The organism is Binatus soli (SeqCode), assembly GCF_050015535.1.
Lineage (GTDB): Bacteria > Desulfobacterota > Binatia > Binatales > Binataceae > Binatus > Binatus soli.
This window is the reverse complement of sequence record NZ_JBEKBF010000002.1, coordinates 179,778-205,555: the sequence shown is the minus strand read 5'-3', so window position 1 is coordinate 205,555 and position 25,778 is coordinate 179,778. Positions and strand designations below refer to the sequence as shown.

The window sequence follows — 25,778 nt, the reverse complement described above, 5'->3', positions numbered from 1 at the left end:
CGCGCCATCCCCTGGCGCCGCTACTGCCCGGTTCCTGACAGGTTCACAGTTCGCGGCCCGCTCGAGCCGTTGTTGTTGATCGTGAGGAGGCCGGCGTGCAGCCCCTTTGCGGTCGGAGCGAAGACCACGGCATAGGTGCATTTCTTTTTTGGTTCCAGCGCCCCGCCGCACTGATTCGAGAGTACGAAGTCGCCAGTCACCTGCGCACCTATCAGCAGTATCGGCACTTTGCCGGCGTTGTGCGCGGTTATTTCTTTTGCCTTGCTCCGCTTGCCCAGCTTCGCGGCAAAACTCGCAGAGCTTGGCGAGACAACCAGCGCCGCTGCCACGGTCGGCATCGGCGTCGGCGTGAACGTTGCCGTTGCAGTGAGCGTCGCGGTCGCAGTCGGCGTTGCGGTGCGCGTCGAAGTTGCCGTCGCGGATGGCGTAACAGTCGCTGTCGGCGTGGCGGTGCGCGTCGAAGTTGCCGTCGCGGATGGCGTAACAGTCGCTGTCGGCGTGGCGGTGCGCGTCAAAGTTGCCGTCGCAGTCGCGGTGCGCGTCGAAGTTGCGGTCGCGGATGCGGATGGCGTAACAGTCGCGGTGGGCGACGGGGTGCCAGTGCCGGTGGCAGTCGCGGTGATTGACGGGGTTGGCGTCGGAGTTGCGGAACCTGTCGGGTCGGGCGTTGGCGACGGCGTCGCGCCGGGCGATCCCTCGCCGGCCAGCTCAAATATCCCGCGCCCGTGGGTTGCGGCGAAGACCACGCCGCTCAGATTCTGCTCGATATCGAAAACTGCGACCGCAGGAATCACCCCGAGGTTGAACGGCGCCCAGGTCGATCCGCCGTCGGTCGTCCTGAAAATGCCAATGTCGGTCGCGGCCAGGACCGTGTTGGCCGTGGGGTCGTTGCGATCGACCAGCAATCGCAACACCGGAACGTCGGGCAGCGCATTTGCCGGTGGCGGACTCTGGAGGGTCGGATTGCCGTCGGCCTGCGTCCATGAGCCGCCGAAGTCGGTCGTCACAAAAATGTGACCCATACCGGTAGCCGACGTGAACCCCGAAAGGCTCAGGTAGGCGACGCTGTAATCGAACGGGTCAACGGCAATTCCGGTCGCCTGCGTGGAATCCGGAAATATTATTGGCAGCAGTTGCGAGGTCTTGTCGGTCCACTCGGCGCCATTGGGCTGGCCGGCGCTGACCTGGAGGTCGGCCTGGTCGGTGGTGAAGATTTTGAAGGGCGTGGGACGAAAGGTCGTGCTGGTCTCCATCGAGAGCGAGTACGCCTTGGTATCGTCAGAAGGCGCGATCTCGATGTCCTGGAGCGCGCACGCGCCACTGTTGCATCCGCCGGTCAAATCCTGAGTCGTTTGCGCCGCCCATGTCGCCATCGCGTCATTCGACACGTAAACCGAATGCGCGCCAAACAACACGCGCTCGGCGACGGCCGGATCGCTCGCGAGCGGCGGATAGTAGGCCGCGCCGTCGTCGCCCGCCGTCGCCATCGCGGTCTGCAGCGCCGCGCTCGAAGCGGCAGAATTGAAAGTGACTGCGCCGTCGGTCGAGCGCGAAACCCATGGTCCGACCGTGGTGGTCGCGAACGTATGATAGGCGAACAGTGGGTTGACCGTGTCGAAGAGCGCGAATCCGCCGTCGAGGTTGTCCAATTCTGTCCAACTCGACGCCGGCGGCTGCGCAGCGTTGAAGAGCGCGGTGCCGTTGTCCTGAAATCCCGCCAGCGCCACTGCGCTGTTAGTTGGATGAGGACCGACCGAATCCGCTTGCGCGGCGCTGATGCTCGTATTGAGGGCGGTCCAGGTGAGAGTGCCGGCGCCGAAGCGATAAAGCCCGCCGTCGTTGCCGAGGTAGAAGCTGTGCGCGCTTGCGGGATCGAACGCGATCGCGTGCTGATCCGAATGCGTTCCGCCGCTCGGCGCGAGCGAAGTCCAATTGCTCCCGGAGTTGATTGAGCGGTAGATTCCGACGCCGCCGAACACGATGGTTGCGCCGGTTGTGTCGGCGGGATCGATCGCCAGCGTCTGGTCGAAGAAAGACTCCGAAAAGTTGCTCGAGTTGGAGCCGTCGATAGTCGCGGCGCCGACCGTCGCGCTCGGCACCGACGCCTGAGTCCAGGTGACTCCGTCGTCGGCGGATTTGTAGAATCCCGCGTACTCGATACCGTCAGCCGCGCCGACTATGGCATACGCAACGCCGCCCGCGGCAGCGAGGCTCGCGCGGCCGACGCCGCCGCTCAAGTAGGGCAGGCTGGCGGGAGTCCAGCTGAATCCGGAATTCGACGAGCGGAACACGCCGGCTCCGAGAATCGAAACCAGAACGGCGGCCGGTGACACGGGATCGATCACCACTGACTCTGCGGGACATGGATCGTTGGTGAAGTACGGGCAGGCGCCGAAAGTTCCCGCGGGATATGGAATCCAGGACTCGCCACCGTCGGCTGAACGCCATAGGCCGTCTTGACTGAAATCGCCCTCGACCCACGACGCGTCCGCCCGGTTCGCGCTCGAGCCGTAGGTTACTGCCGCGTAGATTGTTCGCGGCGTCCGCGTGGTATCGACCGCGATTGAGGCGATCGACGCGTGCGCAAAGTTGCTCGCGCCGAGTTGTGTCCAAGTGTTGCCGAGATCGCTCGAGACGAACACTCCCTCGCCATAGTATGAATCGGCCGAGCCGTTGCCTTCTCCACTGCCGACGTAGAGCGTTGGATCCGGACTGGTGGTGGCGTCGAGCGCGAGCGCGCCGACCGACAGCGTGGGCTCGAGGTCGAATATCGGCACGAATGCCGCGGTTGCATTGGCGCGCATCCAAACTCCCCCGTCGCCGGTGCCGACGAACATCCGTCCGTTCACGGTCGGGTCTGCGACGAGCGCGGTAACCCGTCCGGTCGCGCCGGCGAGCGGTCCACCCAACGCAACTCCGCCAAAGGTGGGAATCTCATTAATCAATGGCAGCGGACCAAGAGCGTTCCACGCGAAAGAAGCCGCCGCTTGCGTCGAGTCCGTCGCACCCGGCCTGGCGCTTCCAAGTGCTTTGCCCTCCTGCCGGCGCATCTGCGCGATCGCCGCGCGATACGCACCATGCGGCACTCCAAAGTTCAGTCCGCGTCGGCTGAGGAAGAATGCCTCGCGCGCCACCCGATCGCGCGCGTGCAGAAATCCGGGCGCGTTACGGTCAGCGCGCGCCGATCGCGGCGTCGCGCGCAGCGGGAAAGACAGAATTACCCCGAGAACGGCTGCGAGCAGCAAGCTGCCCGCAGCGGCGAAAAGCCGTGGCGAAAAGCATCTGGACAAAGCGAAGACCCCCCTTCGGCCTGCGTCCAGTAGTCACTCTATTCTCGCAGTATATACGAGTCAACTATATAATGAGTATCTAGTCGATTACCTATTTAGTATTACCACTGTCTATCTGAGTATTCGTTTGCCCATGATAGGCGGCAGTTGGCCCTGCACGTCACGCTTCGATCACGGCGAGGACGAAATTGCGCTGAATCTGATCGCCGGGCTTGACCCGAAACTCCATGATGCGCCCGTTGACCGGGGCCTTGACCGGTATCTCGATCTTCATCGATTCGATCACCATCACTTCGTCGCCACGCGCAACTTGCGCCCCGCTCTCGACCGAGAGTCGGAGCACCTTGCCCACGGCCGGGCTCTTTATATCCATCGCTCAGCGATCCTTATCGAGGTTGGTCGGCTTCCCGCCTCTTAGCAGGCACGGCGCGCGCGCACCAGTGGCCGTTGCGACGGCAGCGCAGGCTCTTTGCACGCTTGTGCTCATCTGGACGTTAGTCTGTACGTTCGGCCGGCAGCTGCGACGGCGGCGCAGGGTTAAGACGCGCTCCGTTGTCGCGCGCGCGTTGCGACTTGTGTTTTCGGGGCTCCCGGCTGTAGAGAAACTAAGGCAACGTTCGTCGGGCTTATGGGGAGAGACGGCATGAACGGTTTCGTGGCGGCTCGAACGCTCACTGAATATCCGCGCGGCGCGCACCGATGGTCTCTGCTGCTGCTGACGGTGCTCGCTTCGATTCTGGGCGCATACGACTTTCAGCTGGCGCCCTTGCTGCCAATCCTGCTTCCGTACCTGCATATGAGTCACGTCGCGTACGGCGCATTCATCACTTTTGCCGTGCTGACTTCCGGAATCTCCGCGTTCTTCGGCGGCCCGCTGGCGGATCGCTACGGCCGCGTCCTCATCATCGACATATGTCTTGGCTTCGTCACCGGCCTGTTGTTCCTGAACGTGCTGATCACGAACATCGTCTCATTCGTGATCCTGCGCACGTTGATGGGAATCGTGGCAGGCCTGACTGCGGGAGCCTTCGCAGCCCTGATTCGCGACATGTCGCCGCGGCTCAGCCGCGCGCTGGCGTTCGGATTGCTGACGATCGGACCGGTCGGCGCGAACTTCCTCGCCAACTTCGTAGCCGGAGCGACGCTGCCGATTTATCACACATGGCAATCGCAGATTTGGATCATGGGCTTCTTCGCGATCGCGATGTACATCCCGATTGTGTTGTGGCTGTGCGATCTGAGCCCCGAACTGCGCATGCAGATTATGAAGACCGAAATCCAGGCGCTCGCCGCCGAGGGACGCCTGCCCACCGCTTCCGAACTTCCTTCCAGCACTAGCGACGCCTTCAGGCGCCTGCTCGGTCATCTGGAGGTTTGGCTGCTGGTGATCGGGATTACCGCGAATCTGACGTTGTATTTCGCGATCCAGGGCTTCGGGCCGTTGATGTTCACCGAGGCGTTTCACTACACGCCTGCCGAAGCGGCGAAGATGACTGAATACTTCTGGCTGGCAAACCTCGGCGCCCTGGTCTTGACGGGGCTGGTATCCGATCGCCTGCAAACACGCAAACCGATCGCAATCTTCGGCGCGATACTCGCCTCACTTCTGATGGCCTGGTGGATTCCAACCTTCGGCCGCGAGCTTCCGCGCGCCACGATGGCGATGGTCGCGTCGCTGATGGGATGCTTTCTGGCGATCGGCTACGTGCCGTGGGCTGCTCAGTTCTCCGAGACTCTCGAGGACGTCTCGCCCGCTCTGCAAGCGACCGGATGGGCATTCTTCAATTTGATAGCGCGCGGATGGGTCGCAATCTCCGCGCCGCTGTCGCTCTACGTCGCAGTCCATTACGGATGGGGTGAGTGGGTCAAGGTCGCGCTGGGTGGAATGATAATCTACATCGTCGCGATGGCGTTCACTCGCGGCCATGCGGCGGCTGAAAGGCACGCTCGACGCGCTCCGGCGACCGACCAGGCTACCGCAGGCTGATTTCCTCCCTACGGCCGCATCGTCCGCGTTCTGACTCCCAGCAGCGTGGGAACTATCTCGTACGCCTGATGCACCCAGTCAACGAGGATCGGCCGCGTATCGCGCGGATCGATTATTTCCTCGATTCCAAACGCTTCCGCGGTGCGAATCGGCGAGCGTACGGCGTTGAATTTCTCTTCCAATTCCGCGCGCAACTTTTCGGGGTCGCTCGACGCCGCCAAGTCCCGCTTGTACGCCGCCTCGATCCCTCCCTCTATCGGCAGCGACCCCCAATCCGCCGACGGCCACGCGTAGCGGAGATTCAACCCGGTCGTGATTCCATGGCCCGCGCCCGCCACCCCGAACGCCTTGCGCACTATGATCGCAATCAGCGGCGTCGTCGTCTGGAACATCGCATACAGCGCGCGCACGCCGCGCCGAATCGTTCCCGCCATCTCGGCCTCGCGTCCAATCAGGAATCCCGGCTGATCGACGAAGTTCACCACCGGCAGGTGAAACGTGTCGCAAAGATCGACGAACTTGACCATCTTGTCCGACGCCGGTCCGTCCAGCGATCCGCCAATCGAGAACGGATCGTTCGCCATCACGCCGACCGGGAATCCGTCGAGCCGCGCAAATCCCGTCACCAGCGACGGCCCGAAGAACGGCGTCATCTCGAAAAATGACTCCCGGTCCGTCACGAGTTCCAGGATTCGCCGCACATCGTAACCGTGGCGGCGATTGCGCGGCACGATGCCGATCAACTCCTCCTCGCGCCGGCCGGGGTCGTCGCCGGGCGTCACCCGCGGCGGCACATTCCACACGCTCTGTGGCAAATACGACAGGAAGCGCCGAATCTGCACGAACGCGTCGTCCTCGCTCCCGGCTTCGTTGTCCACCGCGCCGCTGATGTGCGCGTGGATTTCGGAGCCGCCCAATTCTTCCTTGGTCAGGTCCTCGCCCACGCCCCATTTGACGACCGGAGGGCCCGCGACAAACAGCTGGCTCGACCCGCGCACCATCACCGAGAAATGCGACGCCGCCACGCGCGCAGCGCCAAGCCCCGCCACCGAACCCATGCATCCCGCGACCACAGGCACCTCGCCGATCAATTTTACCAGCACGTCGAAAGCGGGATTGGCCGGGACGTAGGTCCGTTTCATCGTGTCGAGCGAACGCACGCTGCCGCCGCCGCCGGTTCCGTCCACCAGCCGCACAATCGGCAGATGCAGTTCATGCGCGAGCAGTTCCGCGTAGCCCTGCTTGTTGCCGATCGACGCGTCCGCCGCGCCGCCGCGCACCGTGAAGTCGTCGCCGCCGACCACCACGCGCCGCCCGTTGATTCGTCCCGTGCCACCGACGAAGTTGGCCGGCATGATCGACGCGAGCGTCTGCCCTTCGTATTTCGGCGCTCCGGCCAGCGCGCCATACTCGTGAAACGATCCATGGTCGAGCAGCCTTTCGATCCGCTCGCGCACGGTGAGCTTGCCGCCGTCATGCTGGCGCTTGATGTTATCGGGGCCGCCCATCGCTTTGGCGAGCTCGACGCGGCGGCGGATTTCTTCGACTTCCTTCTCCCAAGACATACGATTCTCCCAACGGATGCGATTGCTGAATCTATAGACTACGCACGCGCCATCCACAAAATAGAATTCACTCGATTGAATGTGAAACCCACCGTGGGTTTCACACTTCCTTGGGCAGGGGTGACCCCTGCACCCAGTGAAAAGAGAAGATGCGGGCTTCGCCCTGTTAGAAGGTAACCGGGAGAAGGCGAGGTCGACGGTTCTGGTTCGATGCCGGCGCTTTGCGTTTTTTGCGTCATGCTTTGCGCGTTAATTTCCTCGCCCTCCTCCCCGCCAAACTGCGATAAAGTGTTACCCATGTTGCCGGTCTAAAGTGTTACCCATGTCTCCGGTCGGTCAGTGAGGGTCCTTATGCAGCGCGCCCGTGGGCATAAGGTAGCCAGTGCTAAGGCCCGTTGGCATAGGAGGCCACAGTATTAGGAAGAGGGAAAGCGCGCTGAGCGACTCTCTCAAGATACGGCCTTCCGGCTGATCGGTGGAACAAAACCAGCCTGGAACCTTGCGTCGGGAGGCCGTTTGGTCTATCCACAAGAGTGGGGTCGGTATATGGAAATTCCGGTTTGCATACGGAAATTCCGGTTCGAGTGAGTCAGTCCATAGGGGGGATATGAATCGTCGCTCCGCTTTCAAGGTTCCACAGCTTGCCGGATTTGTGGCGATCGTGTTCGCCAGCATGCTGGCGCTCCTGGCCGCCGTAACGATGCTTACGGCGGCGACCACCGCCGCGCCGAGCGTGGCGCCGGTGGCTCCCACTCTCATCACGGATCAAATCGACGAGAACAATCTCGTCACGCTCGGGGGCAATACCCGTCCCGAAGCGACGGCGGCCAACGACCGCGGCCCGGTCGCGGATAGCTTTCCGATGGAGCATCTGTGGCTCCAGTTGCGGCGCTCTCCCGAGCAGGAACAAGCACTCGACAAATATATCGATGGACTTACGGAGCCCAAGTCGCCGAATTTCCATCACTGGCTCACCGCAAAGCAGTTTGGAGAGCGCTACGGCCTGGCGCAGAAGGACCTGGCGGCGATCACGGGATGGCTCCAATCGCACGGCTTTACCGTCGATCTGGTCTATCCCAGCCGGGTAGTGATCGAATTTTCCGGGACGGCCGGCCAGGTGCTGGAGACCTTCCATACCGAGATTCACAATCTCGAAGTGAACGGTGAGAAGCACATCGCCAACATGAGCGACCCGCGCATTCCGGCCGCGCTGGCGCCGGTCGTAGCCGGAGTCGTGTCGCTGAACAACTTCATGCCGCGCCCGATGGACAAGCCGGGACCCGCGTACACCTTTTCCGGCTGCGGCTATCTCACCGGCGATGAATGTAACCTGGTTGTACCCGCGGACCTGGCCACCATCTACAATCTGAATCCGCTTTTCGCGGCGGGTTATTCGGGACAGGGGCAGACGATCGTAGTCGTTGAAGACACCGACCTTTACAGCACCAGCGACTGGAGCAACTTCCGTACAGCATTGGGGCTTGCAAGCGCTTACCCAAGCGGCTCTCTCGCGCAGGTCCATCCGGCGCCCGGCACCGGCGGCGCCTGTAGAGATCCGGGCTACAATGGCGACGATGCCGAGGCGGCCATCGACGTGGAATGGGCGAGCGCCGCGGCTCCCAATGCCGTGATCGAACTGGCCTCGTGCGCCGACACCGGCAACTTCGGAGGCTTCATCGCCCTGCAAAACATTCTGAGCAACGGCGGCCCGGTCCCTGGGGTCGTCAGTATCAGCTATGGCGAGTCCGAGCCGCTGGAGGGCGCGGCGGCGAACTTGTACATCAACGACCTGTACCAGCTGGCGGCGTCGAAGGGCGTGTCGGTGTTCGTGTCGTCGGGCGACGAGGGCGCGGCCAGCTCCGACGCCGGCTCGAGCCATGCGACCCATGGCATAACAGTCAGCGCACTCACCTCGACGCCGTATAACGTGTCGGTAGGCGGCACCGATTTCGGCGATACGTACGCGGGCACGAACAGCACCTACTGGAGTGCGGCGAACGGGACGACTTATGGCTCCGCACTTTCGTATGTCCCGGAAATCCCGTGGAACGATTCGTGCGCTAGTGGATTGATCTCCAGGTTGTTCGGCTATCCTATGTCTGGTTCGACGAGTATTTGCAACTTGGGTGCCCTTTTGGACACCACGGGCGGCAGCGGCGGGCCAAGCGGCTGCGCGACCGGGGCGCCATCGACGGCAGGTGTCGTCAGCGGGACCTGCGCCGGATATATCAAACCGAAATGGCAATCCGTTTTTGGCAATCCGAGCGACAGCGTGCGGGACATTCCGGACGTCTCGCTGTTCGCCGCCAACGGAGTCTGGAATCATTACTACGTGGTCTGCTTTTCAGACCCGGGCAATGGCGGGGCTTCCTGCGCGGGTGCGCCCGATTCGTGGACGGGATTCGGCGGGACGTCGGTCTCCTCGCCGATAATGGCCGGTATTCAAGCGCTCGTGAATCAGTATACCGGCAGCAGCCAGGGTAATCCGAATCCCACGTACTACTCGCTGGCCAAAACCGAGTATGGCGCAAGCGGCAGCTCGACCTGCAATTCGACACTCGGCAAGGGTGTGGCCAGCTCGTGCATTTTCAATGACGTGACCCAAGGCGACATGGACGTGCCATGCACGGGCTCGAACAATTGTTATACGCCATCGGGCACGTATGGCGACCTGTCCACTTCCAACTCGGCGTATCAGCCCGCGTATCCGGCGACGGTTGGATGGGATTTTGCGACCGGAATCGGGACGGTGAATGCGTATAACCTTGTGAAGGCATTCGGCGCGAGCCCGGCGCCCACAGCGACAGCGACCGCCACGGCGACAGCGACGTCGTCAAGAACACCGACGCCGACGGCAACTGCGACGGGGGCGAGAACTGCGACAGCCACCGCCACCGCGACGAAGACCGCAACGCCAACGGCGACTGCAACCGTCACGCCGACTGCGACCGCAACGGCGACACCGACGGCGACCAAGACTGCGACGGCGACGCCAACTTCAACGGCAACTGCAACCGTAACGCCGACTGCAACCGCAACGGCGACACCGACGGCGACCAAGACTGCGACGGCGACGCCAACTTCAACGGCAACTGCAACCGTAACGCCGACTGCGACCGCAACGGCGACACCGACGGCGACCAAGACTGCGACGGCGACGCCAACTTCAACGCCGACTGCAACCGTAACGCCGACTGCGACCGCAACGGCGACACCGACGGCGACCAAGACTGCGACGGCGACGCCAACTTCAACGGCGACTGCAACCGTCACGCCGACTGCGACAGCAACGGCGACCCCGACGGCAACCTCAACCGCGACCCCGACCGCAACGGCGACAGCGACCACCACCGCAACTGCGACGGCGACCAAGACTGCGACGGCGACCAAGACTGCGACGGCGACGCCAACTTCAACGCCGACTGCAACCGTCACCCCGACGGCGACCGCAACGGCGACACCGACCGCACCGGTCGGTCCGCTCGACGTGTCGCCACCGTACTTGAGCTTCTCGAGCTCGGAGATTGAGGGTACGAGCTCAAGCCAGACGGTGACGCTCAGCAACCCGAGTGGCAGCGGCACCGCGACCATCGCGAGCATTCTGATTCTTCAGGACGGCGGCGGCTTCTCGGTCGCCAGCACCACCTGCGGCGCGCAGCTGGTGGGCGGCTCGTCGTGCGTCATCACGGTGGAGTTCAATCCGTCGGCGCTAGGTTATTCGTCGGGCGTGGTGATGATCACCGACAACGCCAGCAACTCGCCGCAGATGGTGGATCTCTTCTGAAATGAAAATTCTGCCCACGCGCCGCTGAAGCGCGCGGGTCGCGGCTGGTTCACTGTTTCTCGCCCGCCCTTGTTCCTGTTAGCTTCAATGCGTATTTGCGGGCCGTCCGCGACGGCGGCCGCGCTTACAGACTCGAAGACACAAATGGACAATCGACACGAATCCAGCGCGACGGCGAAACCGCGCCATGCGTTACTCACCGGATGGGGCCGCTATCCGCTCTCAGAGAGCGACATCTACCGGCCCGAGAAAATCGCCGAACTGCAAGCGGTGGTGACCGCCGACGCGAGCTCGCTAATCGCGCGCGGCGCCGGCCGCGCCTACGGCGATGCGGCGCTGAACGATCAAAATCGCGTCGTCGATCTGACGCGGCTCAATCGGATGCTCTCCTTCGACGCTGCCACCGGCATCCTGCGATGCGAGGCCGGCGTCACGATTGCGGAGTTGATCGACGTCTTTCTCCCGCGCGGTTTCTTTCCGCCGGTCACGCCGGGCACCCGCTTCGTCACGCTTGGCGGATCGATCGCCGCCGACGTGCACGGCAAGAATCACCATCGCGACTCCTCATTGGCCTCGCACGTGACCAGCTTCGACCTGATGATCGCGTCGGGCGAGGTGCTTAGATGCTCGCGCGAGGAAAACGCCGAGCTGTTCCGGGCGACGGTCGGCGGGATGGGTCTGACCGGCGTGATCCTCGAACTTGAACTAAGGATGCGGCGCGTCGAGAGCGCTTATCTCGACGGGAAGTTGATCCGCGCGGGCAATATCGACGCCGCGATCGAGGCCTTCGAGCGCGCCGACGCCGAGTGGGGCTATTCGGTCGCGTGGATCGATTGCGCCAGCCGGCTGGGCGCGCTGGGCCGCTCGGTGCTTAACGTCGGCAACTTTGCGACGCTCGACCGGCTGCCCCGAAATCTGGCGCAGGATCCGCTGGGCACGAGACCGCGGCTCAGCCCAATGGTTCCGTTCGACCTGCCTGGATTTGCGCTGAATCGGCTTACCGTCAAGGCGTTCAACGCGGTCTATTACGCCCTTCATCGCGAGACCGCCGCGCACACCATCTTCGACTACCAAAGTTTTTTCTACCCGCTCGATTCGATCCGGAACTGGAATCGAATCTATGGCAAACGCGGCTTCGTGCAGTATCAATGCGTGTGGCCGCCCGACGAGAGCCGCGCGGGCCTGGTTGAAGTGCTGGAGACGATCAGCCGGAGCCGGCGTGGATCGTTTCTCGCCGTACTCAAAAAGTTCGGCGCACAGGACGGCCTGCTTTCCTTCCCGATGCCCGGTTATACGCTCGCACTGGACTTCCCGATGACGGAAGGACTGCTGGAATTTCTCGACTCGATCGACGCGATGGTGCTGAAGCGCAGTGGGCGCGTGTACCTGGCCAAGGATGCGCGCCTTTCTCCGGAGACGTTTCGCGCGATGTATCCGAATCTCGCCAAGTGGCAGGCGGCGAAGGCCGTCGCCGATCCCGACAACCGCTTCTCGTCGAGCCTGTCGCGCAGGCTTGGGATGTGTCCCGCCTGAAAGACGGCGCAAGCTCTATCGTACGATGACAAAAATTCTTATTCTTGGCGCCACCAGCCCGATCGCGCGCGCACTCGCGCTTCGCTTCGCATCCGACGGAGCGCGATTGTACCTGGCCGCCCGCGACGGCGATGAGGCGCGGCGGGTTGCGGAAGATGTCAGCGTTCGCGCGGGAGTGACCGCTCTTTCCGGGACCTTCGACGCGTCGGATTTCGCCTCGCACGACGAGTTCATCCGCCACGCCGCGGGCCGGCTCGGCGGACTCGACGGGGTCGTCGTATGCTTCGGCACGCTCGGCGACGAAGACGCCGCCCAGACCGACCCCGGCGCCGCGCTTGCCACGATTCATCAGAATTTCACCGGCGCCGTGTCCTTGATTACGCTGGCCGCCCGTCATCTCGAACAGCAACTCTCCGGCTTCATCATCGTGATCGGATCGGTCGCCGGTGAGCGCGGCCGCGCACGCAATTATGTGTACGGCTCGGCCAAAGGCGCGCTCGCCATCTTTGCGCAAGGCCTGCGCGGGCGGCTGGCCGCCAGCGGCGTGCATGTGATGACGGTGAAGCTCGGCACGGTGGATACTCGAATGACCTGGGGACGCGAGGGCGCCATCCTCACGATTTCACCGGCCAAAGCCGCCGATTTGATATACGCGGCGTATCGCAGGCGCGCCGAAGTCGTGTACACCCCGTGGTTCTGGCGCTTCATCATGGGCGCGATCCGGCTTATCCCCGAAAGCCGCTTCAAACGCCTCAGCTTCTGAAGATCTTCCGATTACCGGCCGGGCAGACTCGATACTCAAAAAAAAGGCCCGCGAGATGCGCTCGCGGGCCTTCGTGCATTCGCTACAAAATGTTCGCGGATCAGTTCACGGTCCAGGTATCGCCCTTGCTCAGCAGCTCCTTCAAGTCGCCCGCGCCCTGCTTGGCCTTGGCGTCCGCGAGCTGCTGGTTGACAGCTCCGTCGTAAGTCGGCTGCGACACCGCGTAGAACACTCCCACCGGGGTCGGCAGAGGAGGCTCGAAGTGGCCAAGCATGAACGCCAGCGAGAGATTGGTCTCGTCGTGCACGACGAGGTCCTTCTCCGTGACGGTTGCGCTCAGGCGCACTGCCTCGGGGCGCATTCCGTTCATCCTGATTCCCATGTCGCGATTCTTGCCGAAGATGAGCGGTTTGCCGTGCTCGAGAACCAGCTGATGGTCCGCCTTGAGCGCTTTGTCGGTGACATCGTTGAAAGCGCCCTCGTTGAAGATGCTGCAGTTCTGCAGAATCTCGATGAACGACGTGCCGCGATGCGCATGCGCGCGCTTGAGCATCTCGCCGAGATGCTTCTGCTCGATGTCGATCGAGCGCGCAACGAAGGTCCCATGCGTGCCGAGCGCCACCGTAATCGGATTGAACGGAAAATCAACCGAACCGGCCGGCGTGGACTTGGTAATTTTGCCCACTTCCGAGGTCGGCGAGTATTGGCCCTTGGTGAGTCCGTAGATTCGATTGTTGAAGAGCAGAATCTTTATATCGACGTTGCGCCTGAGCGTGTGGATTAGATGATTGCCCCCGATCGAGAGCCCGTCGCCATCGCCGGTCACCACCCACACGTCGAGATCGGGCCGTGAAATTTTAAGCCCCGTGGCGATCGCCGGCGCGCGGCCGTGAATGGTGTGGAAGCCGTAGGTATTCATGTAGTACGGAAACCGGCTCGAGCATCCGATCCCTGAGATGAAGACCGTATTCTCCGGCGCGATGCCGAACTCGGGCATCGTCTTTTGCACCGCGGCCAGAATCGCGTAGTCGCCGCATCCGGGGCACCAGCGCACTTCCTGGTCGGAGACGAAATCCTTGCGGTTAAGAACGGTTGCCATTTTCGATCAGCCCTCCAGTACCCGGTTGATGCGGTTTTCCATCTCGCTGACTTTGAACGGACGGCCCTGGATTTTGTTGAATCCGAAGGCGTCGATCAGGTATTCGGCGCGGATCAGCTTGAGCAGTTGTCCCATGTTCATTTCCGCGACCATCACCTGCTTGAAACGCTTGAGCGTCTCGCCCAGGTCGCGGGGCAGAGGATTCAGGTAGCGCAGATGCACGTGCGAGACTTTCTTGCCCTTGGCGCGCACATGCTTGACGGCTTCGCGAATCGGACCGAAGCTCGAGCCCCATCCGAGCACGACCAGGTCGCCGCCGCCGGCATCGCCGAACACTTCGGTCGGCGGAATCTCGCGCACGATACCGGCAATCTTGCGCGCCCGCGTCCGCACCATCAGCTCGTTGTTGGCCGGCGAATGGCTCACGTTGCCGGTCAGGTTTTCGCCCGACAGCCCTCCGATGCGATGCTCGAGACCCTTGGTTCCCGGCACCGCCCACGGACGCGACAACGTTTCCGCATCGCGGGCGTAGGGCAAGAAACCCTCTGGATTGGTCGCAAATTCAACTTTGATCGGCGCAAGCTGCTCCGGGTCGGGCAGCAGCCACGGCTCCGCACCGTTGGCCAACTGGCCGTCGGTGAGCAGGATGACCGGCGTCATGTACTTGACCGCGATTCGCACCGCCTCGTATGCGCAATCGAAGCAGTCGGCCGGCGTCGAGGCCGCGATAATCGGAACTGGCGCCTCGCCATGGCGTCCGTACATCGACTGCAGCAAATCGGCCTGCTCGGGCTTGGTCGGCATCCCGGTGGACGGTCCGGCGCGCTGGACGTCGGTAATCACGATCGGCAGCTCAACCTTCATTGCCAGCCCGACCGCCTCGGCCTTCAAGTCCATGCCGGGGCCCGAAGTCGTGGTGATTGCGATCGCTCCGCCGAATGCCGCGCCAATCGCCGAGCATACGCCGGCGATCTCGTCCTCGGCCTGGAAAGTATAGACCGGGAAATTCTTGTAGCCCGAGAGGTCGTGCAGGATATCGCTGGCGGGGGTAATCGGATACGAGCCCAGAAACAGCGGACGACCTGCCTTTACCGCGGCCGCCACGAAACCCAGCGCGGTCGCGCTATTGCCCGTGATATTGCGATAGAGGCCGGGGGCGATTCGCGCGGCAGGCACCTCGTACGAACTCGCGAACATCTCGGTCGTCTCGCCGTAGTTGTACCCGGCCGTGAGCACGCGAATATTGGCCTCGATCAGTTCGGGCGCCTTCTTGAAGCGGTTCTTGAGGGAGACGATCGTGCTGTCGATCGGCCGCTGAAACAGCCACGACAGCATCCCGAGCACGAACATGTTGCGGCATCGGAACGCCGCGCGATTATTGAGCCCCAGCCCGTGCACCGCCAGCGACGTGAGCTTGCTCACATCGACTTCGATCACCTGGAATTTGTCGAGCGAATGATCCGTCAGCGGATTGCTCGCGTAGCCGGCGCGCTTGATGTTGGATTCGTTGAACGCCTCGCGGTCCACGATTATGACGGCGTTGGGCTGAAGATCCTCGACGTTGGTCCGCAGCGCCGCGGGATTCATCGCGACCAGCACGTTGGGCTCGTCGCCGGGGGTGAAGACCTCGTTGCTTGAAAAATTCAGCTGAAAGCCGCTGACCCCGGCCAGCGTACCCTGCGGCGCGCGGATTTCAGCGGGATAGTCGGGCAGTGTTGCTATGTCGTTACCGGCCAGCGCCGATTCCGACGTGAATTGCATCCCCGTCAACTGCATTCCATCGCCCGAGTCGCCCGCAAACCGGATAACGACATGGTCGCGCTTCAGATGCGGCTTGGGCGCGGACGCGGCGGATTCATGCGACTCGGCAGCTTGCTCAGCCGCCTCAGGTGGTACAGCCATCTCAGTCCAATCTCCTTGTGGTTAGAGCCTGATTGAAAATTACTCCGATATCTCGAAGTCCGACAAATATTCAAACACGCGGGTTTAAAGCATAGCTAATCTAACCGGGCCGTTAAAGCCCCACTTTTCTGCCCGCCCCATCAGCGAATCCGAAACTCGGTGAATTCCCCCATAAAATCCAGACAGTCTTCGCGTACCTCAGTTACATGCGCCGACGGCGTGCCCAGATGCGCCCACGCCGCGAAAATCTGCAAACTCTCCTTGCTGCCTTCCGCGACGATTTCGACCTCGCCGCCCGGGAGATTGCGCGCCCATCCGGCAAGCGCGAGATCGTTTGCCTGGTCGTAGGCCGAGAATCGAAAGCCGACTCCCTGCACCCGCCCGCTGATTATCAGATGCAGCCTGGCGCGACCCGATTGTTTTTGAGTCGTCATGCCTCCAATACCTCGCCCAAGTCAGGACGATTCGCCCGCAAGAATCGACGCGAGCCCTTTCTCGTCGAGCACCCTCACTCCCAAGTCCTTTGCCTTCTTCAGCTTCGAGCCCGGCTCCGCGCCCGCGACCACGAAGTCCGTCTTGCGGCTGACCGACGACGTGACTCGCCCCCCTGCCGCCATGATTTCGCGCTCGGCCTCCTCCCGCGTCATCGATTCGAGCGTCCCGGTCAGCACGAACGTCTTGTCGCGGATTGGGCCGCGCCCCTCGACCTGGGCCGGCGCTTCGACATCCAGGATTTTGATCAGCCGCTTGACGGTCTTCAGATTTCGGGGCTCGTCGAAGTAGTCGCGGATGCTGTGCGCTACTTCCGTCCCGATATCGCGCACGCCGAGCAAATCGTCCTCCGAGGCGGTCGCCAGCGCGTCCATCGTCTTGAACTTCAACGCCAGTTGACGGGCGGTATGCTCGCCGACGTGCCGTATCCCAAGCCCGTTGATAAACCTGTCGAGCGAAGTCTTGCGCGCCGCCGCAATCGCGTCCAGCACGTTGTGCGCGCTCTTGTCGGCCATTCGCTCGAGCCCGGCGAGTTGCTCCCTGGTCAGCCCGAATAGATCGTCCATCTCCTTCACCAACCCCTTCTCGACGAGTTGCGCGACCAGCTTGTCGCCCAGCCCTTCGATATCGAGGCAGCCCTTCGACGCGAAATGGCGAATCGATTCGCGCATCCGCGCCGGGCAATTCGCATTGACGCAGAAGTAACCGACCTCGCCCTCCTCGTGGACGATCGCCGCGCCGCATTCCGGGCAATGGGTGGGCATCTCAAACGGCTTCGCGCGCGGATGCGCTTCCCTGGTGACCCGAATGACGTACGGAATCACGTCGCCGGCGCGCTCGATCAGCACGGTGTCGCGCTCGCGGATGTCCTTGCGCCTGATCTCGTCTAGGTTGTGCAGCGAAGTATTCGAAATCGTCACGCCGGCGAGCTGCACGGGACGAAGTTTTCCGACCGGCGTGAGTGAGCCGATTCTGCCGACCTGCACGTCGATCTTCTCGACCACCGTCTCCGCCTGCTGCGCCTTGAACTTGTAGGCAATCGCCCAGCGTGGCGAACGCGACACCTCGCCGAGCTGTTCCTGGAGCGCGTACGAGTTCACCTTGGCCACCACGCCATCGGCCTCGTAGTCCAGCGCGTGCCGTTTTTCGGTGATTTCGTTCCAGTATCCGAGGATCGCGTCGATGCCCCCGGATACGCGCGACAACGGATTCACGCGCAACCCCAGCGCTTTGATCCCTTGCAGAAATTCCCACTGCGATTTGAACGCGACGCCCTCGATCACGCCAGGGGCGTACAGGAAAACGTCGAGCGGCCGCGACGCGGTGATCTTTGGATCGAGCTGGCGAAGCGCTCCCGCCGCTGCGTTGCGCGGATTGGCGAACACCGGCTCGCCGGCCTCGTCGCGCTCCTGGTTCAACCTTGCAAACCCGGTCCGCGGAATAATCACTTCGCCGCGCACTTCGAGGAGGCGCGGGATTTTGCCGTGCTCGGGACGGCGCAATCTGAGCGGCACGCTCTTGATCGTGCGGATATTCTGGGTGACGTCCTCGCCGTTGATTCCGTCGCCGCGGGTCGAGCCGACGATCAACCGCCCGTCTTCGTAAACCAGCTCGATACCGAGTCCGTCGAGCTTGATCTCGGCAACGTACTCGATTTCGGCGTCGGATTTCAGCAGCCGCTTGACGCGTTTGTCGAACTCGCGCATCTCCTCGGCGTCCATCGCGTTGGCGAGCGACATCATCGGCCGCCGATGCGCCACGGCGCCGAATTTTTCGCTCGGCGCCGCACCCACCCGCTGCGTGGGCGAATCGGGCGTGGCAAGCGCGGGATGCTCCCGTTCGAGCGCCTGGAGCCGGCGCATCAGCTTGTCGTATTCGGCGTCGGAAATTTCCGGATCGTCGAGGACGTAGTAGCGATAGTTGGCGCGGTCGATCTCGTCGCGCAGCTTTTCGGCTTGCGCGGCGAGCTTGTGCGAATCCTCACGCATGGCTGGAGTTCACGACCCTTGCGCGAATCCCCGGCTAGCGGCGCGGGTAGCCCATCGCTTCGAGAAAATCGTCGAGCGTAGGGAATCGCATGTACATGTTGTGACGCTTCTGATCGCCGATCGTCGTGCTCGATTCCGACGAGTACGCGTGCCCCGGATACACCACCGTCGAGTCGTCGAGATTGCGCAGCGTATCGTTCAGGCTGTGATACATCGCCTCGGGATCCGAATCCGGCAGGTCCACCCGTCCGCACGAGTTCACGAACAGCGTGTCGCCGGAAATCAGGTTGCCCTCGACCAGGAAGCATTGCGAGCCCGGCGTATGCCCGGGAGTATGCAGGAACTTCACCTCGAGCTCGCCGACTTTGACCGTGTCGCCCGCATCGACCTTGACCATGTCGGAGTCCGACAATCCCGCGACCTGCTTCACCCCGCCAGCCTCGTGCTTGTTCACATAGACCTTGACCTTCACGTGTTCGAGCAGCTTGGCGGCGCCCTCGATATTCTGGCCCATCATGTGCCCGCCCAGATGATCGGGGTGATAGTGCGTCAGCAGGATTTTGTCGATCTGGTAACCTTCCCCCTCGGCAAATGTGCGTATCGCATCGACCTCCCATGCGGGATCGACGACCGCGAGCTTGCGCGTGACCGGATCGCCGATCAGGTACACAAAATTCGCCATCGGGCCGACCTGAGCCTGTCGAAGATAGATTTTCCTTTCGCTGGATTCAGCCATCGCCAAATTTCCCTCACTCAGGATTTCACGCTGCCGCCGCGGCTCGGCTTACTCTTCGCCGCGCGCGCCGTCTTCTTATTCTCCTCGATCCGCAGCGCCCGGTCCCACAGAAATTCGGGCTCGCCGAGCCGCTTCGCAACCCATCGCGACTGCACGAACAGATGATCGCTCAGCCGGTTCACATAGATGATGAGATTGTCGCTGATGTCTTCCTCGCGCTTCAGCCGCCAGCATTCGCGCTCCGCACGCCTGCACACCGTGCGCGCCTGATGCAGGAACGCGTTGAGCACGCCGCCGCCGGGAAGCGTGAAAGATTTAAGCCCCTCCAGCTCCTTCTCCATCGCGTCCATCTCTTCTTCGAGCCGCTTGATCTCGCCGGCGCCCATCTTGTGCATCTGCGGATATTCGCCGTCGGGCGGCGTGGCGAGTTCGCTGCCGACGTCGAACAATTCGTTTTGTATCCGCCGCAGGATGTCCGAATATGACTCGAAGTCGGCGCCGAACCCGTCGCGATATTGCGGCAGGTAGGTGCGAACGATTCCGATAATCGAATTCAGCTCATCGGTCGTTCCATAGGCCTCCAGCCGCGCGCTCTCCTTGGGCACGCGCCTGCCGCCGACCAGCGCCGTATTCCCCTTGTCGCCCGTGCGTGTGTAAATCCGGGTCAGGCGTATCGCCATTACAGGCCCGCCTTGGTCCGCTGCGCCGCGTAGGCGGCGTCGCCCAGCTCGGTCGTCACCGGCAGTCCCGCGTCTCTCCATCCCGCGACGACCACCTGCCCCGACGCGTCGCGCTGGCCACCAAAGCCGCCGACCACGTTGGTCAGATCGGTGAATCCGGCCTCTTCGAGCATCTCGCACGCGCGCTGCGAACGTCCGCCCACCATGCATCCGACGACGAGTTTCTTGCCGCGCGGAATTACCTTCTCGGCGACCTCGACAAAGTCGAGATTCAACTGCATCTGCCCCGGGCCCTTGGCAACCATGACCGGGATATTGATCGCGCCGGCCGCGTGTCCGGCCGCAAATTCTCCTTCGGTGCGGACGTCGAGATAGAGCGCGTCGGGATTAGCCTGCAACGTTGCGTACGCTTCGGGTGGAATTTGCTGTTTTATCGCCATCGCAAAACCTTTTTTCAGCGTTAAGAGTCTACCAGATCGTCACGGCTTGGGATTTCCCACGCGCTCATAATGCACCATCTCGCTCCGCGGTTTGAGCGGCCGCGCCTGCGGTGGATTCTTCGGGTCGCTGTAGCCGAACGGCAGAATCGTGAACACTGCCCATCCGTCCTTGACGCCAAGCAGCGCGCCAATCTTCGCCCCGTCGAAGTTGCCGACCCAGCAAGTGCCGAGGCCCAGTGCCCATCCCGCGTTTGCCATGTTCTGCACGGCCTGCCCGCAATCCACGTCGGCCCACCGCGCGTTGGCGACGTCCTTGAGCACCACGATCGCCGATGGCGCCTCGGCAACGAAGCGGCCCGTCGAGCATAGCGCACCAATCTCTTTAAGCCGGTCGGGATTTTGAATCACGACAAACTGCCACGGCTGCATGTTGCGCGCACTCATCGCATGGCGCCCGGCCTCGACGATCTTCGAGAGTTTTTCGGGCTCCACCGGTTTGTCCGAGAACGCGCGCTGCACCCGGCGGGAGAGAATCGCTTCAAAAGCGTCCATGGATAGCGCCTCCATCTGAAATTTCGTTCGTCAGGCAGCGGAACAAACTTGTAGTATCAATCGGCCGTTGAATCCAGTTCGATTCGGGGAGAGCGCCGAGCGATGCGCCTTTAGCGCAAGAGCAAAATCTGACTGGCCTCAGGTGCGGCCAGTGTCGCCGGGATGGTGCAACCGCAAGCCGGGGAAGGCGAGACGCTCGAAGTCCTTGTCGAGGGTGAACAAGGCGGCCTGATACTCGATGGCGAGACAAGCCAGCAAGGCGTCCACGGTGGACAGGGTCAGGCCTCGCCGGCGAGCCTGGCGAAAGATGCTGGCGGCGGCTGCGTAGGTGGCGAACCCGCCCGGCTCGATCAGAGGCCAGCCGGCCAAAAGCCGCGCGATCTCGGCCACATCGCGTCTGAGGCCCTGCAGAACCTCGGTCACGATCACGCCCGCCAGCACCAGCGGTGCGCCCGAGCGGATCAAACGTTCCAACTCGTCGCCCGCGCGTCCGCGATTGCGGTTGAGAAAGTCAATCCAGACCGAACTGTCGACCAAGATCAAATGCGGTTCCTGCGCATGGCTTTCAAATCGCCCTGCCAAACGCCGCTGCCGCGATAGCGCAGGATGTCTTTGCGCGTTTCTGTCTCGACCAGCAATTCGAGTGCGCGCTGCACGACCTCGCGTTTGGTGCGCAGGCGGGTCAGCTTGCGGGCTTGCGACAAAAGCCGATCATCAATGTTGATGTTGGTTCTCATACACCTATCTTACACCATATTCGTGTATTGGAAAAGAATAAATCGCGTTGCGGGATCGTGCGGCAGGCCGCGCAGAGGTGGAGCGGCGGCCGGCGCCTGCCCTGGTAAGGTGTCGAAGCCATTCGTCGGAAGTTCCCTCCGTCTGCTCCGGCGGACCAAGCGCCGGGTCGCTACGGGTACGAGAAACTCACGGATGGTGCTTACAGCGGAACGAAATATTATCAACCGAAAGTTTTGAGGAATGGTTAAGCCATTGAAGACACGGCTCTATTGGGGCGTTTTGGGCGAGGACGAAAGGCAAAAGTTGAGGTCGTCGGGAAGCCTCCTGGACTCAACACCGGGCTCGAACCTCCGCGTTTGCAAGCCGCTGGTGTTGGTGCGAGAGTGAATCAGGATTCAAAATGGGAATTCTGGGGAGAATGCTTTCATAAGCCATCGCTTGGGGAGCTCAGGAAAAAAACCAATGCCGATCGATATCAGGAAACCTCTCAAGAAGATGCTCCCGTATCTTCTACAAGCACAAAAGGACAGCCTGAACGAGGCGGACACGGTATTGCTCCTCATCAGGATTTTCGAAGGTGTTCTTGGGTGGGACGCCATAGGCGAACTTAGCCGTGAGGCTCATCTCAAGAATAAGTTCGTTGACATCGTCTTAAAGCTTGACGGTGTGACTAAGTTGCTCGTAGAAGCCAAAGCCGCAGGCGAGAAACTGCGAGACCGCCATGTCGAGCAGGCAGAACTGTATGCGTCCGAGAACAATTTTCACTGGGTCGTTTTGACGAACGGCGTGGTTTGGAACTTGTACCATCTGACATTCGATGACGGCATTGACTACGAGAAAGCGTTTTCCATCGATCTGTCCGACGCAAGTTTCGACGCGAACGCAGAGCGATTAGCATTGCTTCATAAACAGGCTATCAAGAAGGGAGAACAAGAAGCTTTTTGGGAGAGGACTGCGGCATTGAACCCGGAATCGGTCGGTCGGTTCCTTTTCGACGAGCAGGTGCTCTCCCTCATGCGGCGCAAGATTCATAACTCTGAAGGAGTTCTTCTTGATGTCGAAGATATTGCCGGTGCTATTCACGACCTATTCTCGGATGATGCAAGGGAAAAAATCGGGCCGCCTAAGCTCCGACACCATCAACACAAGCCTAAACGGCCAGGAGACGCAGCAGCAGGCAAGGCGGTCGTTGAAATCGCAGACTCGAACCGTACGCCGACAACTGAGCAGTCTCCCAGTGCTCATCTCGAAGGGGAGAAGCCGCAGAAGTCCCAATAGATACTGTTAGGCGCGAGCTTTCGTGACGACGCCAGCTAAGCGGGTGAAGGCGAATCAGCAACCCAACCAGGGAGGAAGGAGCGATGAGGGAGTCCGGGGGGGGAATCCGGATTGGCGCGATCGCGATGTTGGGCGTCGCCGCGTTTGCGATTATGGCCGTCGCGGCCCTGAGCATATCGCACGCGCAGTTGGCCACCGCGCCGTGGCCGATGTTCCGTTACAATCTCGCGCATACCGGGCTTAGCCCATATGACACCAGCGCCAACCCCGGCTTGCAGAAGTGGGCGCTTGAAACGGATACTGCGATGTGGGCCTCGGCGGCGATCGGCTCTGATGGGACCATTTACGTCGGCTCTCTGGCCAGCCTCGATGCGGTCAATCCTGACGGCACGCTGAAGTGGGCGTTCTCAAGTGTCGATGGTGGTTTCGTGGAATCCACGCCAGCGATCGGCGCCGATGGGACCATTTACGTCGCCTCTGAGGACTACCTCTACGCGGTCAATCCCGACGGCACGCTGAAGTGGGCGTTCTCAAGCTGGGGTTCCCTCCCTTTTGTGGAATCCTCGCCAGCGATCGGGTCTGATGGGACCATTTACGTCGGCTCTTATGATGGCCTCTACGCGGTCAATCCCGACGGCAGCCAGAAGTGGTGGTTTGACAGCGGGCCTGTGTACTCCTCGCCAGCGATCGGCACTGACGGGACCGTCTATTTCGGCTACTATTTCGGCGCTCTCTTAGCGGTCAACCCCGACGGCACGCTGAAGTGGGAGTTCGACGCCACCGCGGGTTATGGTATCAACTCCTCGCCGGCGATCGCCGCCGATGGGACGATTTACGTCGACTCCGAAGACGGCCACCTCTACGCGTTGACCGACGGAGGGCAAGGCACTGTCACGCAGAAGTGGGCGTTTCCAAACTGTGGGGGTGACTCCTCGCCGGCGATCGGCGCTGATGGGACCATCTACGTCGCCTCCGCGGCGGACGGCTACCTGTACGCGTTGACCGACGGAGGACAAGTCACTGTCACGCAGAAGTGGGCATTTAACATCGGCTATAGTACGGACTCCTCGCCGGCGGTCGGCGCCGACGGGACCATTTACGTCGGTTCCGGGGGCACCCTCTATGCGGTGACCGATAACGGCACCAGCGGTGCCATAGAAAAGTGGACGTTCGCGACCGGCAATAGCGATTTTCGGTACTCCTCACCGGCGATCAGCGCCGATGGGACCATTTACATCGCCTCTCTGGACAACCCCTCGTTAGGCGCTTACCTCTACGCGGTGGGCATCCCAAGCCCGACCGCGACCGCAACTGTGTCGCCGACTGCTACCGCGACGCGGACAGCGACCGCCACGGCCACGGCGACTCAGACTGCAACTCCAACGGCTACTGTTACCGCGACGCCGACTGCGACGGCAACGGCCACCGCAACGGCGACCGCGACCGCAACCTCAACTCCGACGGCGACGCCAACCGCGACGCTCACCGCTACCCCGACCGCGACCGTGACGCCGGTTGCCGCCACAATCGTGATTTCGCCCGCACAGATTGGCTTCGGAAGGCGACGGGTCGGCTCAACGACTGTGAAGTCCGGGAAAATCAGTGCGAAGAAGGCGAACAAGTCGCAGGTGCTGATCGAGGGCATTTCCGTCAGTGGCAATGACTATGCCTGGGACACGGCGACATCGACCTGCTTTGTGGGGCAACTGCTTGGGGCCGGGCATTCATGTTCGATTGCGATCAAGTTCACGCCGTCGGCGGTGACAAAGGGCGAGAGCGACCCCGGCCAGCTTATCGTTACGACCGACGCCGAGGTCGAAAAGCCGTCCGGCGGCCGGATTCCACTCAAAGGCGGCGGAAAGCCCGCCCCCTGAGCTTGGCCGAAGGAAAGGCGCGATTGAGCGCGGGTAACAGCACCCGTACAGTCACATCGAATCAAGTTCAGGAGAGGGACGATGAGGCAACGGCAGTTTTGGGTAGTCTCGCCGAATGTCAATGGCAGTGGTTCGGGAACCCTCAATCAGTGGCTTGAGGTGATTCCGCGCGAGAAAGCCGCGTTCATGGGATACGGACCCAAGGCCAGGAAGCGACATGGGCGTGGCGGTGAGTGGTTTGCCGACAGGGTCAATGAACAGGACATTGTTCTGGTCGCGCACGGACGCAAGAGATTTGTTGTCGGATGGGGCATCGTGGTCTCGAAGGCGAAAAAAGAGCGCGGGGTTATCGACGCTAACGACGGCTCGCCTTTGCACTATCAAATGCGCAGGAATCTTGCCCCGTTTAAGTCCAAGCCGCAATTCCCAGACGAACTCACGCGCCACATACCGGGCTACAATGGCGGAAGCACACACGCGATCTATAAGTTTAACGAGAGAAAAGTCGGCCAGAAAGAAGTTTGCGACTGGCTTGAACGCAACCTCAAAAAGCCCAGGCGCGAAAGGCCGATTTACGACGACGCGTTGCGCGAGGAACCGCCACCGAAGAAGGCCAAGTTGAAAGGCGAACCGCCTAGCGGCTCCGGAAGCTCACCGCCGCCTCCCGACGCTAAACTCGGGACCGATGGCGAACTCCTCGTGTATAAGTACGAAAAAGCGCGTCTTTTGGCCGCAGGTCGCATTGACCTCAAGAAGCGAGTTCGACACGTGGCTATAGAAAAAGGGGGCGACGAAAAGGGCTACGACATACTTTCCTTCAACCCCGCGAATGGAGCTGAAATACGTATCGAAGTAAAGACGACGCGAGGTGCCGCCGCCAGCCCCTTCTACTTAACACGGCGGGAGGTAAGGTGCTCCGAACAACATCCCGGCAGTTACTACCTTTACAGGGTGTACCGTTTCGGGCAGCATCCGCCATTGTTCTATAGGATAAGGGGGCGACTGCGCGACAACTTTGGTCTTGAGCCGACGGAGTACCGGGCCCATAGGAGATAGCTCCCATAAGCTCGGCACTCA

The 25,778-nt window shown here is 61.8% G+C and carries 20 protein-coding genes; 7 read left to right on the top strand and 13 right to left on the bottom strand.

Features of this window, described 5'->3' with window-relative positions:
* Nucleotides 1-20: 20 nt before the first annotated feature.
* Both ABR989_RS02470 and ABR989_RS02465 read right to left on the bottom strand, forming a co-directional pair.
* Nucleotides 21-3,245 carry a WD40/YVTN/BNR-like repeat-containing protein gene (locus ABR989_RS02470; RefSeq protein ID WP_428125517.1) on the bottom strand — a complete coding sequence of 1,075 codons (3,225 nt, stop codon included), beginning with the start codon at nt 3,243-3,245 and terminating at the stop codon, nt 21-23.
* Nucleotides 3,246-3,450: 205 nt separating this feature from the next.
* Complete coding sequence (locus tag ABR989_RS02465) at nt 3,451-3,663, bottom strand: acyl-CoA carboxylase biotin carboxyl carrier protein subunit (RefSeq protein ID WP_428125515.1); 213 nt, start codon at nt 3,661-3,663, stop codon at nt 3,451-3,453.
* A gap of 270 nt (nt 3,664-3,933) precedes the next feature.
* Here ABR989_RS02465 and ABR989_RS02460 point away from each other — a divergent pair, with 270 nt between their 5' ends.
* The gene (locus ABR989_RS02460) at nt 3,934-5,277 is read left to right on the top strand and encodes an MFS transporter (RefSeq protein ID WP_428125514.1); all 1,344 of its coding nucleotides are present in this window, start codon (nt 3,934-3,936) and stop codon (nt 5,275-5,277) included.
* Between the two features lie 8 nt (nt 5,278-5,285).
* On the opposite strand, the gene ABR989_RS02455 is transcribed toward ABR989_RS02460, so the two are convergent.
* Nucleotides 5,286-6,842 carry an acyl-CoA carboxylase subunit beta gene (locus tag ABR989_RS02455; RefSeq protein WP_428125513.1) on the bottom strand — a complete coding sequence of 519 codons (1,557 nt, stop codon included), beginning with the start codon at nt 6,840-6,842 and terminating at the stop codon, nt 5,286-5,288.
* Between the two features lie 607 nt (nt 6,843-7,449).
* Between ABR989_RS02455 and ABR989_RS02450 the strand changes: the two genes are divergently transcribed.
* The 3 genes from ABR989_RS02450 to ABR989_RS02440 all read left to right on the top strand — a co-directional run bounded on the left by ABR989_RS02450 (nt 7,450) and on the right by ABR989_RS02440 (nt 12,922).
* Nucleotides 7,450-10,626 (top strand): protease pro-enzyme activation domain-containing protein, encoded by a 3,177-nt coding sequence (locus ABR989_RS02450; RefSeq protein WP_428125511.1) that lies wholly within the window; start codon nt 7,450-7,452, stop codon nt 10,624-10,626.
* A gap of 144 nt (nt 10,627-10,770) precedes the next feature.
* Nucleotides 10,771-12,159 carry an FAD-binding protein gene (locus ABR989_RS02445; RefSeq protein ID WP_428125510.1) on the top strand — a complete coding sequence of 463 codons (1,389 nt, stop codon included), beginning with the start codon at nt 10,771-10,773 and terminating at the stop codon, nt 12,157-12,159.
* 25 nt (nt 12,160-12,184) lie between these two features.
* Nucleotides 12,185-12,922, top strand: coding sequence for an SDR family oxidoreductase (locus ABR989_RS02440; protein ID WP_428125508.1), 738 nt, complete (start codon nt 12,185-12,187; stop codon nt 12,920-12,922).
* Nucleotides 12,923-13,022: 100 nt separating this feature from the next.
* On the opposite strand, the gene ABR989_RS02435 is transcribed toward ABR989_RS02440, so the two are convergent.
* From ABR989_RS02435 to ABR989_RS02390, 10 genes are all read right to left on the bottom strand, one after another.
* The gene (locus tag ABR989_RS02435; protein WP_428125507.1) at nt 13,023-14,021 is read right to left on the bottom strand and encodes a 2-oxoacid:ferredoxin oxidoreductase subunit beta; all 999 of its coding nucleotides are present in this window, start codon (nt 14,019-14,021) and stop codon (nt 13,023-13,025) included.
* A 6-nt stretch (nt 14,022-14,027) separates the two neighbouring features.
* Nucleotides 14,028-15,923: a 2-oxoacid:acceptor oxidoreductase subunit alpha gene (locus ABR989_RS02430; protein WP_428125506.1), complete on the bottom strand. Its 1,896-nt coding sequence runs from the start codon at nt 15,921-15,923 to the stop codon at nt 14,028-14,030.
* Nucleotides 15,924-16,063: 140 nt separating this feature from the next.
* Nucleotides 16,064-16,357 (bottom strand): acylphosphatase, encoded by a 294-nt coding sequence (locus ABR989_RS02425; RefSeq protein ID WP_428125505.1) that lies wholly within the window; start codon nt 16,355-16,357, stop codon nt 16,064-16,066.
* A 21-nt stretch (nt 16,358-16,378) separates the two neighbouring features.
* Complete coding sequence (gene ligA / locus ABR989_RS02420; protein ID WP_428125504.1) at nt 16,379-18,403, bottom strand: NAD-dependent DNA ligase LigA; 2,025 nt, start codon at nt 18,401-18,403, stop codon at nt 16,379-16,381.
* A 34-nt stretch (nt 18,404-18,437) separates the two neighbouring features.
* Nucleotides 18,438-19,139 (bottom strand): MBL fold metallo-hydrolase, encoded by a 702-nt coding sequence (locus ABR989_RS02415; RefSeq protein ID WP_428125503.1) that lies wholly within the window; start codon nt 19,137-19,139, stop codon nt 18,438-18,440.
* Between the two features lie 17 nt (nt 19,140-19,156).
* On the bottom strand, nt 19,157-19,819 hold the full coding sequence (locus ABR989_RS02410) for a cob(I)yrinic acid a,c-diamide adenosyltransferase (RefSeq protein ID WP_428125502.1): 663 nt from the start codon (nt 19,817-19,819) through the stop codon (nt 19,157-19,159).
* Nucleotides 19,819-20,259 carry a rhodanese-like domain-containing protein gene (locus tag ABR989_RS02405; protein WP_428125500.1) on the bottom strand — a complete coding sequence of 147 codons (441 nt, stop codon included), beginning with the start codon at nt 20,257-20,259 and terminating at the stop codon, nt 19,819-19,821. The genes ABR989_RS02410 and ABR989_RS02405 overlap by 1 nt, the downstream gene beginning before the upstream one ends.
* A gap of 39 nt (nt 20,260-20,298) precedes the next feature.
* The gene (locus tag ABR989_RS02400; protein WP_428125499.1) at nt 20,299-20,811 is read right to left on the bottom strand and encodes a nitroreductase family protein; all 513 of its coding nucleotides are present in this window, start codon (nt 20,809-20,811) and stop codon (nt 20,299-20,301) included.
* A 138-nt stretch (nt 20,812-20,949) separates the two neighbouring features.
* Entirely contained in the window at nt 20,950-21,354 is a 405-nt protein-coding gene (vapC, locus tag ABR989_RS02395; protein ID WP_428125498.1) for a type II toxin-antitoxin system VapC family toxin, read from the bottom strand.
* Nucleotides 21,351-21,548, bottom strand: coding sequence for a type II toxin-antitoxin system VapB family antitoxin (locus ABR989_RS02390; RefSeq protein ID WP_428125497.1), 198 nt, complete (start codon nt 21,546-21,548; stop codon nt 21,351-21,353). The genes vapC and ABR989_RS02390 overlap by 4 nt, the downstream gene beginning before the upstream one ends.
* A 463-nt stretch (nt 21,549-22,011) precedes the next feature.
* Here ABR989_RS02390 and ABR989_RS02385 point away from each other — a divergent pair, with 463 nt between their 5' ends.
* From ABR989_RS02385 to ABR989_RS02375, 3 genes are all read left to right on the top strand, one after another.
* Nucleotides 22,012-22,827 carry a type I restriction enzyme HsdR N-terminal domain-containing protein gene (locus ABR989_RS02385; protein ID WP_428125496.1) on the top strand — a complete coding sequence of 272 codons (816 nt, stop codon included), beginning with the start codon at nt 22,012-22,014 and terminating at the stop codon, nt 22,825-22,827.
* Nucleotides 22,828-22,910: 83 nt separating this feature from the next.
* Nucleotides 22,911-24,701 carry a PQQ-binding-like beta-propeller repeat protein gene (locus ABR989_RS02380; RefSeq protein WP_428125494.1) on the top strand — a complete coding sequence of 597 codons (1,791 nt, stop codon included), beginning with the start codon at nt 22,911-22,913 and terminating at the stop codon, nt 24,699-24,701.
* Nucleotides 24,702-24,782: 81 nt separating this feature from the next.
* The gene (locus tag ABR989_RS02375) at nt 24,783-25,757 is read left to right on the top strand and encodes a protein NO VEIN domain-containing protein (protein ID WP_428125493.1); all 975 of its coding nucleotides are present in this window, start codon (nt 24,783-24,785) and stop codon (nt 25,755-25,757) included.
* Nucleotides 25,758-25,778 lie beyond the last annotated feature (21 nt).

Coding starts and splice junctions, on each gene's coding strand:
- ABR989_RS02465 (WP_428125515.1), bottom strand. CDS start 3,663: ATGGATATAAAGAGCCCGGCCGTGGGCAAGGTGCTCCGACTCTCGGTC.
- ABR989_RS02405 (WP_428125500.1), bottom strand. CDS start 20,259: ATGGCGATAAAACAGCAAATTCCACCCGAAGCGTACGCAACGTTGCAG.
- ABR989_RS02450 (WP_428125511.1), top strand. CDS start 7,450: ATGAATCGTCGCTCCGCTTTCAAGGTTCCACAGCTTGCCGGATTTGTG.
- ABR989_RS02460 (WP_428125514.1), top strand. CDS start 3,934: ATGAACGGTTTCGTGGCGGCTCGAACGCTCACTGAATATCCGCGCGGC.
- ABR989_RS02375 (WP_428125493.1), top strand. CDS start 24,783: ATGAGGCAACGGCAGTTTTGGGTAGTCTCGCCGAATGTCAATGGCAGT.
- ABR989_RS02410 (WP_428125502.1), bottom strand. CDS start 19,819: ATGGCGATACGCCTGACCCGGATTTACACACGCACGGGCGACAAGGGG.
- ABR989_RS02400 (WP_428125499.1), bottom strand. CDS start 20,811: ATGGACGCTTTTGAAGCGATTCTCTCCCGCCGGGTGCAGCGCGCGTTC.
- ligA (WP_428125504.1), bottom strand. CDS start 18,403: ATGCGTGAGGATTCGCACAAGCTCGCCGCGCAAGCCGAAAAGCTGCGC.
- ABR989_RS02425 (WP_428125505.1), bottom strand. CDS start 16,357: ATGACGACTCAAAAACAATCGGGTCGCGCCAGGCTGCATCTGATAATC.
- ABR989_RS02415 (WP_428125503.1), bottom strand. CDS start 19,139: ATGGCTGAATCCAGCGAAAGGAAAATCTATCTTCGACAGGCTCAGGTC.
- ABR989_RS02445 (WP_428125510.1), top strand. CDS start 10,771: ATGGACAATCGACACGAATCCAGCGCGACGGCGAAACCGCGCCATGCG.
- ABR989_RS02435 (WP_428125507.1), bottom strand. CDS start 14,021: ATGGCAACCGTTCTTAACCGCAAGGATTTCGTCTCCGACCAGGAAGTG.
- ABR989_RS02430 (WP_428125506.1), bottom strand. CDS start 15,923: ATGGCTGTACCACCTGAGGCGGCTGAGCAAGCTGCCGAGTCGCATGAA.
- ABR989_RS02385 (WP_428125496.1), top strand. CDS start 22,012: ATGCCGATCGATATCAGGAAACCTCTCAAGAAGATGCTCCCGTATCTT.
- ABR989_RS02380 (WP_428125494.1), top strand. CDS start 22,911: ATGAGGGAGTCCGGGGGGGGAATCCGGATTGGCGCGATCGCGATGTTG.
- ABR989_RS02455 (WP_428125513.1), bottom strand. CDS start 6,842: ATGTCTTGGGAGAAGGAAGTCGAAGAAATCCGCCGCCGCGTCGAGCTC.
- ABR989_RS02440 (WP_428125508.1), top strand. CDS start 12,185: ATGACAAAAATTCTTATTCTTGGCGCCACCAGCCCGATCGCGCGCGCA.
- ABR989_RS02390 (WP_428125497.1), bottom strand. CDS start 21,548: ATGAGAACCAACATCAACATTGATGATCGGCTTTTGTCGCAAGCCCGC.